The sequence below is a fragment of the Streptomyces sp. NPDC005925 genome (assembly GCF_040638805.1).
Lineage (GTDB): Bacteria > Actinomycetota > Actinomycetes > Streptomycetales > Streptomycetaceae > Streptomyces.
In genome coordinates, this window is record NZ_JBEXVL010000002.1 from 262,942 (window position 1) to 274,941 (window position 12,000).

12 protein-coding genes are annotated in these 12,000 nt (G+C 73.9%); 5 read left to right on the forward strand and 7 right to left on the reverse strand.

What is annotated here, in order from left to right; all coding sequences use genetic code 11:
• Positions 1 to 4: 4 nt before the first annotated feature.
• Entirely contained in the window at positions 5 to 907 is a 903-nt protein-coding gene (locus ABZ354_RS03895) for a 2-dehydropantoate 2-reductase (protein ID WP_358652618.1), read from the reverse strand.
• 109 nt (positions 908 to 1,016) lie between these two features.
• Between ABZ354_RS03895 and ABZ354_RS03900 the strand changes: the two genes are divergently transcribed.
• The gene (locus ABZ354_RS03900) at positions 1,017 to 1,247 is read left to right on the forward strand and encodes a DUF2277 domain-containing protein (RefSeq protein WP_358652620.1); all 231 of its coding nucleotides are present in this window, start codon (positions 1,017 to 1,019) and stop codon (positions 1,245 to 1,247) included.
• 96 nt (positions 1,248 to 1,343) lie between these two features.
• On the opposite strand, the gene ABZ354_RS03905 is transcribed toward ABZ354_RS03900, so the two are convergent.
• Positions 1,344 to 1,955: a VTT domain-containing protein gene (locus ABZ354_RS03905; protein ID WP_358652622.1), complete on the reverse strand. Its 612-nt coding sequence runs from the start codon at positions 1,953 to 1,955 to the stop codon at positions 1,344 to 1,346.
• A gap of 268 nt (positions 1,956 to 2,223) precedes the next feature.
• Between ABZ354_RS03905 and ABZ354_RS03910 the strand changes: the two genes are divergently transcribed.
• Positions 2,224 to 2,859, forward strand: a complete 636-nt coding sequence (locus ABZ354_RS03910) for a superoxide dismutase family protein (RefSeq protein ID WP_358652624.1) — start codon at positions 2,224 to 2,226, stop codon at positions 2,857 to 2,859.
• 87 nt (positions 2,860 to 2,946) lie between these two features.
• On the opposite strand, the gene ABZ354_RS03915 is transcribed toward ABZ354_RS03910, so the two are convergent.
• The 3 genes from ABZ354_RS03915 to ABZ354_RS03925 form a co-directional block, all read right to left on the reverse strand.
• Entirely contained in the window at positions 2,947 to 3,399 is a 453-nt protein-coding gene (locus ABZ354_RS03915) for a DoxX family protein (RefSeq protein WP_358652626.1), read from the reverse strand.
• Positions 3,400 to 3,678: 279 nt separating this feature from the next.
• Positions 3,679 to 5,331 (reverse strand): alkaline phosphatase D family protein, encoded by a 1,653-nt coding sequence (locus tag ABZ354_RS03920; protein WP_358652628.1) that lies wholly within the window; start codon positions 5,329 to 5,331, stop codon positions 3,679 to 3,681.
• Between the two features lie 98 nt (positions 5,332 to 5,429).
• On the reverse strand, positions 5,430 to 6,074 hold the full coding sequence (locus ABZ354_RS03925) for an HNH endonuclease family protein (RefSeq protein ID WP_358652630.1): 645 nt from the start codon (positions 6,072 to 6,074) through the stop codon (positions 5,430 to 5,432).
• Between the two features lie 422 nt (positions 6,075 to 6,496).
• Between ABZ354_RS03925 and ABZ354_RS03930 the strand changes: the two genes are divergently transcribed.
• Positions 6,497 to 7,078, forward strand: coding sequence for a TMEM165/GDT1 family protein (locus ABZ354_RS03930; RefSeq protein ID WP_358652632.1), 582 nt, complete (start codon positions 6,497 to 6,499; stop codon positions 7,076 to 7,078).
• Positions 7,079 to 7,294: 216 nt separating this feature from the next.
• The gene (locus tag ABZ354_RS03935; RefSeq protein ID WP_358652634.1) at positions 7,295 to 7,996 is read left to right on the forward strand and encodes an HAD family hydrolase; all 702 of its coding nucleotides are present in this window, start codon (positions 7,295 to 7,297) and stop codon (positions 7,994 to 7,996) included.
• A 24-nt stretch (positions 7,997 to 8,020) separates the two neighbouring features.
• Here ABZ354_RS03935 and ABZ354_RS03940 read toward each other — a convergent pair whose 3' ends face one another.
• Positions 8,021 to 9,061, reverse strand: a complete 1,041-nt coding sequence (locus ABZ354_RS03940; protein ID WP_358652636.1) for a peptidoglycan-binding protein — start codon at positions 9,059 to 9,061, stop codon at positions 8,021 to 8,023.
• Between the two features lie 170 nt (positions 9,062 to 9,231).
• Here ABZ354_RS03940 and ABZ354_RS03945 point away from each other — a divergent pair, with 170 nt between their 5' ends.
• A complete protein-coding gene (locus ABZ354_RS03945; RefSeq protein WP_358652638.1) occupies positions 9,232 to 11,355 on the forward strand; it encodes an MDR family MFS transporter in 2,124 nt (707 codons plus the stop codon).
• 60 nt (positions 11,356 to 11,415) lie between these two features.
• On the opposite strand, the gene ABZ354_RS03950 is transcribed toward ABZ354_RS03945, so the two are convergent.
• Positions 11,416 to 11,910 carry a GNAT family N-acetyltransferase gene (locus ABZ354_RS03950; RefSeq protein ID WP_358652640.1) on the reverse strand — a complete coding sequence of 165 codons (495 nt, stop codon included), beginning with the start codon at positions 11,908 to 11,910 and terminating at the stop codon, positions 11,416 to 11,418.
• Positions 11,911 to 12,000: the final 90 nt, after the last annotated feature.

Here is a 12,000-nt window from a genome sequence, read left to right on the forward strand (position 1 = left end):
GCCGTCAGAGCCCGGCCTTCCCCAGCTCCCGCACCACCCGCTCCGTCACCGGCGCGGGCACGCCGTGCTGTTCGGCCGCGCGGAGCAGCGCGCCGCCGATCGCGTCCAGTTCGAGGGCGCGGCCCGCCTCGGCGTCCCGCTGCATCGAGGACTTCATGCCGGGCGGGAAGGCGTCGTACCGGGCGAGTGCCCCGGCCGGGTCCGCCGGGCCGCCGCACGCCCCGCTGATCGCCGCCGTCTCCGTCACCAGCGCCGTCAGCTCCTCGCGATGCCGGGTGCGGATGTCGCCGAGGGGCAGGCCGTGGCGGGTGGTCAGCAGCGCGAGCGGGGCGAGGAACGACATCTTCGCCCACAGCGCCGCCGCCTCGTCGCCCAGCACCCGGGTGGCCGGGCCCGCCGCGGCGAGGGTCGCCGCCAGGGCGTCGAGCCGGGCGCGGGGCACCGGGTCGCCCGCCAGGTCGATCTCCACGAAGGGGCTGCCGTGCTCCACGACGCCCGGCGCGACACGGGTCGACTCGACGCGGATGACGGCGGGCGCCACGCGTTCGGTGCCGTAGCGGGCGCGCAGGACGGCCGGGTGCTCGACGCCGTTCAGGAGCGGCACGAGCAGACCGTCGCCCAGGACTTCGGCCGGTACGCGGTCCAGGGCGGCGGCGAGACTCGTGTGCTTCACCGCGACCAGGCAGGCGCCGACGGGTTCGCGCAGGTCGGTGTCCGCCTCGACGCGGGCGGTGAAGTCGCCGAACCGCCCGCTGCGGACGCGTATGCCGTCCGTGCGCAGCGTCCGCGCGGTCTCCTCGCCCGCCAGGCAGATCACCCGGTGCCCGGCGCGCGCGAGCAGCGCGGCCAGCAGCCCGCCCACGCCGCCGGGACCCAGTACGGCCACCGCGGGTTCGTCGTGTGTCATGGGCCGGTCCTCTCGTCCGCCGGCCCCGGGACGGTGGCCGCTGCGCTCACGTTCTGGTCAATCCGGCCGGGGCGTGACGGTATTCCCGTCGGCGAGCGAGACTGGAGGCATGTGCCGCAGCATCAAGACGCTCCGCCCGCCCGTCCTGCCCGAGGAGGCCACGGAGGAGGACATCCGGGCCGCCGCCCTCCAGTACGTGCGCAAGGTGTCCGGGTTCCGGGCTCCCGCCGCGCACAACCAGGAGGTCTTCGACCACGCCGTCGACGCCGTCGCCGAGGCCACGGCCGAACTGCTGGCGGGCCTGGAGGTACGGGGCCGGACGGCGAAACGGGCCGGCTGACCCGGGGCGGCCCGGCCGGTACCAGGACCTGCCGGCCGGCGCCGTGTCGTACCGGGCGGTCCTGCGGGGTGTCGTACGGCGGACGGGCCAGGTGCCCTACGCCGGTCGGCGCCGCATCAGGTACCCCGCCGCCGCGCCCGCGCCGAACAGTGCCGTGAAGGACACCGCCGTGGCCAGCCAGGTCGCGCCCAGCCACTGGCCCCCGAGATAGCCGAGGGCGACGCTGTACGCGGCCCAGGCCAGGCCGGCCAGCGCGGACCAGGGCAGGAACTCACGGACCCGGCGGTGCGCGGCGCCGGCGGCCAGGGACACCAACGACCGCCCCGCCGGGGCGAAACGGGCCAGAACGACCAGCGCGCCGCCGCCCCGGGCGAGCGCCACGCCGAGACGTTCCTGCGCGCCGGTGAGCCGGCGCGAGCGGGCGATGACGCGGTCCAGCCGGGGCCCGCCCTGCCATCCGACCCGGTAGGCCACCATGTCACCCAGCACGGACGCCGTCGCCGCGCACAGCGTGAGGACCAGGATGTCGGGCACGTCGGCGGGCACCTTGCCGGTCGCCGCACCCGTGCCCGCTGCCGCCGCCGTGGCCGCCGTGATCACCAGGACGCCGCTGGGCAGCACCGGCAGGAACACGTCGAGCAGCACCGACAGGGCCACCACCGCGTAGATCCATGGGCTACCGGTCAGTGACCCCATACTCTCCAGCACCGCGACTCCCCGTGATTCCCCCTGGGCCGGACCGTGCCGCGATGACGCGGGGGGAGCGGCAGGAGTGGCCATGACAGCCATACAGCGTACGCCGGGACTGTGACAGGAGGTTCACGGGGGGCTCGCGTGGTTGGCACCGTGGGTTCACCCGCCCGCCGCACCCGGAGTGCGGCCGGCGCGGCCGTCCCGTAACAACAGTCAGAGAGGCCGGACGGACGGCGGGCGACGTGACGACACGGGACGGCCGGGCCCGGGAACGGTGGAGACCATGACAGGCATGACAGGACTGTGCGCGAGAACTCTCGCGGCGGCGGTGCTCCTGACGGGCGCGGCAGCGGGAACGGCGGCCGCGGCCGGCCCGTCCGGCGGGGTCGGCGCGACCGTGCTGCCCGGCGCGACCGGCGCGGCCCGCGGGTCCGTCGCGTCCGGCGCCGACGGTTACTCGATGCGGACGGCCGCCCGCTTCGCGCCGCCCACCGCCTTCGTCCCCTCGGCGGCGGTGACGTACGACAACGACCTCGTGCCGGCGGGATCCGGGATCGAGGTGCGGCAGGAGATGCGGACGGGCGGCGCCAGAACCACGACGGTGCGACTGCGGGTGACGGGGCTGAGGCCGGGGCACGCGTACGGCGCCCATGTGCACCGGGAGCCGTGCGGTGCCGATCCCGCCGCCGCGGGCGGCCACTACCAGCACCGGCCGTCCGGCGATCCGGCCGCCGTCAACCCGCGCAACGAGGTCTGGCTCGACTTCACGGCCGACGGGCGGGGCGGGGGCACGGCGAGCGCCCGGCACGACTGGGGCTTCCGGCGCGGCCAGGCCTCCTCCGTGGTGCTGCACGGCGCGCCGGGCGGCAGCGGGGTCCGCGTCGCGTGCTTCACGGTGCCGTTCGGCTGGGCGGCCTGAAACGCGGTGGTGCCCCTCCCGTCCGGGAGGGGCACCGCCCACGCGCTGTTCAAGGTCGTCTCGGTCGTCTCGGCCGTCGGCGTCGGGTCAGGCCACGGCCGGCGTCTGGTTCGCGGCGTCGTCGGACGCGGCGGAGCCGCGGCGGCGCGACAGCAGCTGGTCGAGGCCGAGCGCGCCACCACCGGTGAAGACCAGCAGGAGGAACGCCCAGCAGTAGATCGCCGAGGGTTCGCCGCCGTTCTGCAGCGGCCACAGGGCCGTGGGCTGGTGCACGTCGAAGTACGCGTACGCCATGGAGCCGGAGGCGAGGAGGGCCGCGCCGCGGGTGCCGAGGCCGATGAGGACGAGGCCGCCGCAGAGCAGCTGGATCACGGCCGCGTACCAGCCCGGCCAGCTGCCGGCCTCGAGGGTGCCGCCGCCCTGGGCGCCGCCGAGGACGCCGAACAGGGAGGCCGCGCCGTGGCAGGCGAACAGCAGGCCTGTGACGCCGCGGAACAGGCCGAGGACATACGGCTGGGCTCTGTTGAGGGGTTCGAGCATGGGAGAGGAACTCCTTCGGAAGCACCGGCCATGGGGGGAGCCGACGGGGGACGGAAACCGAATGGGTCACTGCCATTCACGTTAGGTGTACCTAATAAAAGCTTGCAAGTTCAACATCTGGCCAAACGTTTTCCCCAAGCTGCAAACGCGCCACAGGAGTAGCCGTACGCAGGGGAGGCCGGGCCACGACACCGGCTTTCGAAAGTGTGTCCGAATGTGTATGCGGGGGAAGACGGCACACCGCCACCAGGGCGCACCCGTGGGAATGACGAAGTCACCTCACGCCGTGAGGTCGGACTCCGTGACCGTCGTCAGCCGGGACTCGGCGGCGCCGCCCGTGCCGTCCGTGCGGGCCTGCTCCAGCCGCAGCCGTGCCGAACGGCCGCGCAGCGTGAGCGTCATGAACTGGTTGCCGAACCACGGCCCGCCGCTCTTGCGCCAACTGACAGAGGGGCGCGGCACGCGCGCGTGCCGCGCGAACAGCCGGCCCAGCGCCCGTGCGGGGGCGCTCCAGCCGAACCGGAAACCCATCCGTATCGACAGCGGAACGGAGTTGTGCACGGGCGAACAGGTCAGCTGCAGCACCCGGGCGTCGGGCGCCCGGCCGGGCCAGGACGGCTCGGCCACGTACGCGTGGTGCACGTCCCCGGACAGCACGCACACCGTCGCCGGGGCGCCGGGCCCGCTGCCCGCCTCCGCGATCATGTCCGCCAGCGCCTCGAAGGACGCCGGGAACGCCGCCCAGTGCTCCAGGTCCGCCGCGCGCCGCACCCGCTCACCGGTCCGTGCCCACCGCTCACCCTTCGCACCACCGCAGACGGCGGCGTTCCAGTTCTCCACGTCGTGCACGAGGTGCGGCAGCAGCCAGGGCAGGGAGGTGCCGAGCAGCAGGTGGTCGTACGACTCCCGGTCGTCCAGGGCCTGTTGGCGCAGCCAGGCCGCCTCGTCCGGGTTGAGCATCGCCCGGTGCTCCTCGTCCAGCACGCGCGCCGCGCGGGTGTCCACCATCAGCACGCGCACCCGCCCGATGTCGCGCCGGTAGCTCCAGCGCACCGACGACGGTTCGGCGTCGGCCCCGGCGGCGAAGGCGCGCAGCGCGTCCGTGCCGTCGGGGGTGGCGAGGACATCGGCGTAGAGGGGGTCGGCGGCGAGTTCGGCGGCGGTGAGGTTGCCGAGGTGCTGGTGCACCCAGTACGACATCAGGCCGCTGAGCAGCCGTTCCTGCCACCAGGGTGTGGCCCGCATGTCGGCGAGCCAGGCGGCGGAGGTGTTCCAGTCGTCTATGACGTCGTGATCGTCGAAGATCATCAGGCTGGGCACGGTGGACAGCAGCCAGCGCACCTCGGGGTCGAGCCAGGACTCGTAGTAGAGCCGGGTGTACTCCTCGTAGTCCGCGACCTGGTCGCCCGGCGGCTCGGAGAGGTCGCGGCGGGAGGCGAGCCACTGGCGGGTCGCGTCGGAGACCTCGTCGGCGTACACCTGGTCACCGATCAGCAGCAGCACGTCGGGCCGCTCGGCCTCCGGGTCGGCGGCCAGGCGGGCAGCGAGCGTGTCCAGGGCGTCCGGGCCGACCGGGTCGTGCCCGCCGGCCGGCGGCGCGGCCCAGCGGCAGGAGCCGAAGGCCACCCGGACCTCGGCGTCGTCGTCCTCGTCCGGCGTGCGGATCACGGACGGCGGGAACGGCGAGCCGGGCAGCGGCCACACGCGCTCGTCGTCGAGGAACACCTCGTACGCCGTCGCCGTGCCGGGGGTGAGGCCGGACACCGGGATCATGGCGTAGTGGTGACCCGCGACCTGGAAGGTCCGGGCGCCGCCCCGCGCGCCGTCGGCGCAGCGCACCTCGGCGGCGCACGGCCGGCTCGCCTCGACCCACACGGTCGCCGACGAGCCGCCCGCGTGCCTCAGCAGCGGTCCGAGCCGTAGTCCGGCCACGTGATCACCATCCTCCGTCGCCCCGTACGGTACGGGGCGACGGGGCCGGAAGGGGAGGCCCTGTGGCTGTGAAACGGGCCGGGCCGGGCCGGCGGCGGTCAGCAGCCGGAGAGGTAGTTCGTCAGCGCGGACTTCTCGGCCGAGTCGACGGAGAGGCCGTAGTAATACTTCACCTGGACCCAGGCGCGGACGTAGGTGCAGCGGTAGGCGCTGACCGACGGCATCCAGGTGGCCGGGTCCTGGTCGCCCTTGGACTGGTTGACGTTGTCGGTGACCGCGATGAGCTGCGGGCGGGTCAGGTCGTTGGCGAAGGACTGGCGGCGCGAGGTCGTCCAGGAGCTCGCGCCGGAGTCCCAGGCCTCGGCGAGCGGGACCATGTGGTCGATGTCGAGGTCGGAGGCGGCGTGCCAGGTGGCGCCGTCGTAGGCGGAGTACCAGCTGCCGCTGGTGGCGGAGCAGGAGGAGTCGGTGGTGACGCCCGAACCGTCGCGCTTGAGGACGGTCTCGCGCGTGTCGCAGGAGCCGCTGATGGTGATCCAGTGCGGGAACAGGTCACGGCTGTAGCCGGTGCGGTTCTCGGTGCGCACGGGGAGCGTGGCGAGGTAGCTGCGGGCGGTGGCGCCGCTGACCGGGGTGGGCAGGGCCGCGGAGGCGGTAGGGGCGTTGAACAGCCCGATGGAGGCGACGAGCCCGGCGAGCGCCAGCGTGATGCCGAAGCGTCGACGCGCGTAGAACTTGGCCATGCGAACTCCCTTGAGGGTGCGGGCGTTGGGGGGCGCGAACGGGGCAATGCTCGCGACGCCGTCTTGCCGTGAGATGTGCTTCAGGTAAGAAGCTAATGACGCGTACATGTCGCGTCTATGGGCGTGCGGCATGCAATTGAGATCGGGCGGCAGCGCGCCGGTCGCGTAGCATGGGAGCGCAGAAGGGGAGTAGCCCTGCGCCGGACCCGTCGACATACTGCTCAGTCCGCTGAGCCGGCGCCCGGAGGCGGGTCCCGATCACGGGGCCGGCCGGCGAGACCTTCGGCAAGCAGTGCACGACGCCCGGGCTTCCGGTCCGGGCGATCCCTGTGTGCTGCCGTGCCGAGGTGCCTTGGTCTCGCGGTCTCGTGGTGAAAGGCTCAGCGCTCTCGGCGGGGCAGCCCCGACCGATTGAGGAACCCTTGATCAGCTTCTCCGTGACGGCGCTCGTCTTCGGCGTCGTCTTCCTCGCCGAACTGCCGGACAAGACCGCCCTCGCCGGCCTCGTCCTGGGCACCCGCTATCGCGCCTCGTACGTCTTCGCCGGCGTCGCCGCCGCCTTCGCGCTGCACGTCGCGCTCGCCGTCGCGGCGGGCAGTGTGCTCACGCTGCTGCCGCAGCAGATCGTGCACGCGCTCACGGGCGTGCTGTTCCTGGCCGGGGCGGCGGTCCTGCTGCTGAAGAAGGACGAGGACGAGGAAGACATCCGCAAGCCGGAGAACCAGTCCTTCTGGAAGGTGGCCGGGGCGGGCTTCATGCTCATCCTGGTCGCCGAGTTCGGTGACCTTACGCAGATCATGACCGCGAATCTCGCCGCCCGCTACGACGACCCGCTCTCCGTCGGCCTCGGCGCGGTGCTGGCCCTCTGGACCGTCGCGGGTCTCGGCATCATTGGCGGAAAGGCCCTGATGACGCGGGTGCCGCTGAAGCTGATCACGCAGATCGCGGCCGTGCTGATGCTCGCCCTCGGCCTGTGGAGCCTGTGGGAGGCCGTGACTCATTGAGCCGCACGGTGAGTGAAGGAGCGTGAAGGGCGACCAGGACGGGTGGCGGTATCCGGCCGCGTTTTGTACCGTGGAGAAACAAAGTGGCTCCCGCCCGTTTTCCCTGACCGGCGGGCGGGGCCGTTTTGGTTTCCGCGAGTCCCTCCGCCGGGGCCGTCGCCCTCCCCGGAACGGACCTCGAGGTCTGCCCTCGTCCCCGTGCTCTGGAGTCTGCCGATGCCGGCCACCCCCCGCGCCACCGATCCCGCCGACGCCCGCGACCCCGACGGCGTCGCCGTACTGACCGCCCGGGCCCTCCTGCTCGACATGGACGGCACACTGGTCGACTCCGACGCCTGCGTCGAGCGGGTCTGGCGGCGCTGGGCCGGGCGGCACGGCCTGGACGGCGACGCGGTCATGAAGGTCGTGCACGGGCGGCAGGGTTACGCCTCCATGGCGCTGCTGCTGCCCGACCGGCCCATGGAGCACAACCACGCCGACAACGCCCGCCTGCTCGCCGAGGAGACCGCCGACACGGAGGGCGTCGTCGCCGTCCCCGGCGCCCCGGAGTTCCTCGCCGCCCTGGCCGGGGTGCCGCATGCCCTCGTGACCTCCGCCGACGTCGCCCTGTCCACGGCCCGGATGGCCGCCGCCGGGCTCGCGCTGCCCGAGGTGCGGATCACCGCCGAGTCCGTCGGCGCCGGCAAGCCCGACCCCGAAGGCTTCCTCAAGGGCGCCGCCGCACTGGGCGTGGACCCCGCCGACTGCGTCGCGTTCGAGGACTCCGGCGCCGGTATCGAGGCGGCCCGCGCCGCCGGGATGCGTGTCGTGGGCGTCGGGCCGCGTGCCGCGTCCCACCGCCCGGACGTCGTGGTGCCGGATCTGACGGAGATCACCGTCGAGGCGGGGGAGGGGCGGATCCGGCTGCGGGTGGGGTGAGCGGACCGGCCGTTCGCCCGTCGCTCACGGCTCCCGGGTCTCCGCTTCCAGGCTTCGGCGGGTGTCGGGACCGTAGACGCCGAGCTCGTCCGCGTCCGTGCCCACGCCGCGTGACCACTGGAAGGCGCGCAGGCCGTACTCGACACGGTCGGAGAAACGGCCGTCCGCCCTGCCGGAGTACAGGTAGAGCTGCCCCAGGCGCAGCTGGAGTTCGGTGACCTCCGCGCCCCGGTCGCCCCGGCGCAGGACGATGCCGGTCGCGGTCGCGTCGTTCGGTCCGCCTGCGGGGCCGGAGGGCGGGGCGCCCGTGCCCGGTGCCGTGGCGGGTGGTGCCGTCGACGGCCGCGCCGACCGCTCCGCCGGGGCCGGGGACGCGCTCGGCGCCGTGGGGCCCGGTGACGGTGACGTGCTCGTGTCGCCCGACGGGCCGGGCGACGCCGGGCCCGGGGACGGGGTGGCGCCGCCGGTGCCCGCCGTCGCCGCGTCGGCCGGGGCGTCCGGGACGCTCGCCCGCAGCTCGGGGGGCAGGGCGGAGTTCCGGGTCGGCGGGTCGTACGAGAACATCCCGCTCGCGTACCCGGCGGCCGTGGCCACGGCCACGACGCTTCCGGCGGCGGCGAGCAACAGGACGCGGCGCCGGCGGCGCGGGCGCGGGTCGTCCCCGCCTTCGCCGGCGTCTCCGTCCGGGTGGGCCCTCGTCGTGGGTGTCGCTTCGCACAGGCGTGGGCCGGTGTCGCCCGGCGGGCCGGCCGGGGGTGCGAGGGGCGGCGACGTCACGCTCGAGGCGCCCGGCTTCCTCGCCGCTCCGGCGGGTGGGAGGTGTCCGCCCGTCGCCGGCAGCCCACCGGGCGGTGCCACGGGGGCGGGCCGGGAGGTGGGCGCGCTGTCCAGTTCGACGTACGGCCTGATCCGCAGCGGGTCGAAGTCCTCCGCCGCTGCCGCCTGGGCCGTACGGGTGTCGCGCAGGGCGTCGGCGGCGCGCCGCGCGCAGGTGCACGCCGGGGTGTTGTCCGGCTCGCGCGGCGTCCCGCACTCCGGGCACGGATGCCTCTTCGGCTCCGCCATGTGATCGTCCCCTCCCGCCGCGTCCCCTCGCGAACTCCAGAGATTATCCAGATCTTCTCCACAGTGTGTGCGAGAGTCCGCGGAAGTACGGGTTCCAGTGGGACTCGACAGGCCATAACCGGGCACACCGCTCAGGATGGAAGGGTCACCGAGAGCCTCGGGAGGCCTTCATGACCGGGGATGCGCACGGCACGGCCGGGCAGCGGACGGCGGGGCGGGCGCGAGACCCGCAGCAGCGGCGCCCGCGGCCGTCGTCGTCCTCGGCGGTGCCCCCCGGGCCGGCCGGTGAGCACGTGCCCGGGAACGTGCTCGTCTCCATCGGCGCCCTGCTCCTCGGCATGCTGCTCGCCGCCCTCGACCAGACCATCGTGTCGACCGCGCTGCCCACCATCGTCAGCGAACTGGGCGGCATGGAGCACCTGTCGTGGGTGGTCACCGCGTACCTGCTCGCCGCCACCGCCGCGACGCCGCTGTGGGGCAAGCTCGGCGACCAGTACGGGCGCAAACGGCTGTTCCAGACCGCCGTCGTGATCTTCCTGGCCGGGTCGGTGCTGTGCGGCACGGCGCAGAACATGCCCGAGCTGATCGCGTTCCGCGCCGTGCAGGGCCTGGGCGGCGGCGGGCTGATGGTGCTGTCGATGGCGATCGTCGGCGACCTGGTGCCGCCCCGCGAACGTGGCCGCTACCAGGGACTGTTCGGTGCCGTCTTCGGCGCGACGAGCGTGCTGGGGCCGCTGCTGGGCGGGCTGTTCACCCAGCACCTGAGCTGGCGCTGGGTGTTCTACGTCAACCTGCCCGTCGGCATCGTCGCGCTGGCCGTCATCGCCGCCGTCCTGCACATCCCGCGCCGGACCACCCCGCACGTCATCGACTACCTCGGCACCTTCCTCATCGCGTCCGTCGCCACCTGCCTGGTGCTCCTCGCCTCCCTCGGCGGCACCACCTGGAGCTGGGGCTCGCCGCCGATCATCGGGCTCGCGGTGCTCGGTGCCGTGCTCGTGGTGGCGTTCGTGGCCGTGGAACGCCGGGCCGCCGAACCCGTACTGCCGCTGAAGCTGTTCCGGATCCGCACCTTCGCGCTGGCCGCCGTGATCAGCTTCGTCGTGGGCTTCGCGATGTTCGGGGCGATGACGTACCTGCCGACGTTCCTCCAGGTCGTGCACGGCATCACGCCGACCATGTCCGGTGTGCACATGCTGCCGATGGTGTTCGGCCTGCTGCTGGCGTCCACCGGGTCCGGCCAGATCGTCAGCCGCACCGGCCGCTGGAAGGTGTTCCCCGTCGCGGGCACCGCCGTCACCGCGCTCGGCCTGCTCCTGCTGCACCAGCTCGACGAAAACAGCTCCACCCTCGAGATGAGCGCCTACTTCTTCGTCTTCGGCGTGGGCCTCGGCCTCGTCATACAGGTCCTCGTCCTGATCGTGCAGAACGCCGTCTCCTACGAGGATCTCGGCGTCGCCACCTCCGGCGCGACCTTCTTCCGGTCCATCGGCGCGGCGTTCGGCGTCGCCGTCTTCGGCACGGTCTTCGCCGGGCGCCTCGGCGGCAAACTCACCGACGCCTTCGCCGGTGCCCCGCTCCCGCCCGGCGTCACGGCGGATGCGCTGAAGGCCGACCCGCGCGGCATCGGCGCCCTGCCGCCCGCCCTCCGCCCGGCCGCCCTGCACGCCTACGCGTCGTCCATCACCGACGTCTTCCTCTACGCGGCACCGGTCGCCCTGCTCGGCTTCGTTCTCGCCTGGTTCCTGCACGAGGACCGGCTGCGCGTCTCGGTCACCGCGCCCGACGCCACCGAGACCCTCGCCAGCAACCCCGTGGAGCGGTCCTCGTACGACGAGGTGTGCCGCGCGCTGTCCGCGCTCGGCACGCGCGAGGGGCGGCGCGAGGTCTACCGGAAGATCATCGAACGCGCCGGGTACGACCTGCTGCCCGCCGCGGGCTGGCTGCTGTTGCGCATCCGCCGGTACGGGGTGGTGGAGCCGGCCCTGCTGGCCGAACACACCGTTGTGCCGCTGAACGTCATCCTGGCGGGCGCCCGGCAGGTCGAGGAACGGCGCCTGGCCGTGCGCGAGGGCCTCGGCATGCGGCTCACCGGGCAGGGCCGCCGGATCGCCGACGACCTGTCACGGGCCCGCGAGGAGTCCCTGGCCGAACTGCTCGGCGACTGGTGGGGCCCGGACCGCCCGCGCGACCTGGTCCGGCTCGTGACCGAGCTGAACAGCGAGTTGTGCGGCTCGGAACGGGAACGGCCGCACGACGACCGGACCACGACGCCCGCGGCGCACGCCGGTTGAGACACCGGGAGCAGACCGCGCGACCGGGACGGCCGTCGGCTGCGTGCCGGGTGGGCCGCGTCAGCCGAGCGTCCTGGCGAACCAGTGCTCGGCGTACGGGTCGGTGTTGTGGCGTTCGGTCTCCGCGTAGCCGAGCCGCGTGTACAGGGCACGGGCCTCGACGAGGTCGCTCCGGGTGTCGAGGATCATCCGCCCGGCCCCGAGTGCGCGTGCCGCGTCCTCGGCAGCCCCTACGAGGAGCGCCGCCCCGCCCCGCCCGCGCACCGCCGGGTACAGGAACACCCGGGTCAGCTCGGCGACCCCGCCGCCCTCCAGCAGCCGTACGCCCGCGCTGCCGGCCGGCTCGCCCCCGTACCGGGCGAGCAGCAACTGCCCGACGGGCGGCGCGAGATCGGCGCCGGTGTGCCGCGCGATCTCCCGCTCCAGCTCGCCGGGTTCGGTTCGGCGCCCCTCGTGCAGCAGGTACCAGCGGTCGCTGACCTCGGTGTAGTACGCGCGCCACAGCGCGGCGGCGACGGGAGAGTCGTACGGTTCGGGGGAGAAGGTCCAGGTCATGCCCGCATTCTGCGACACGCCGAACGGGACGGTCTCCCGGGGCGGTTGCGTCCCGGCGCCCTGTGCCGCCGACGTGTGCCGTTTGGCGGC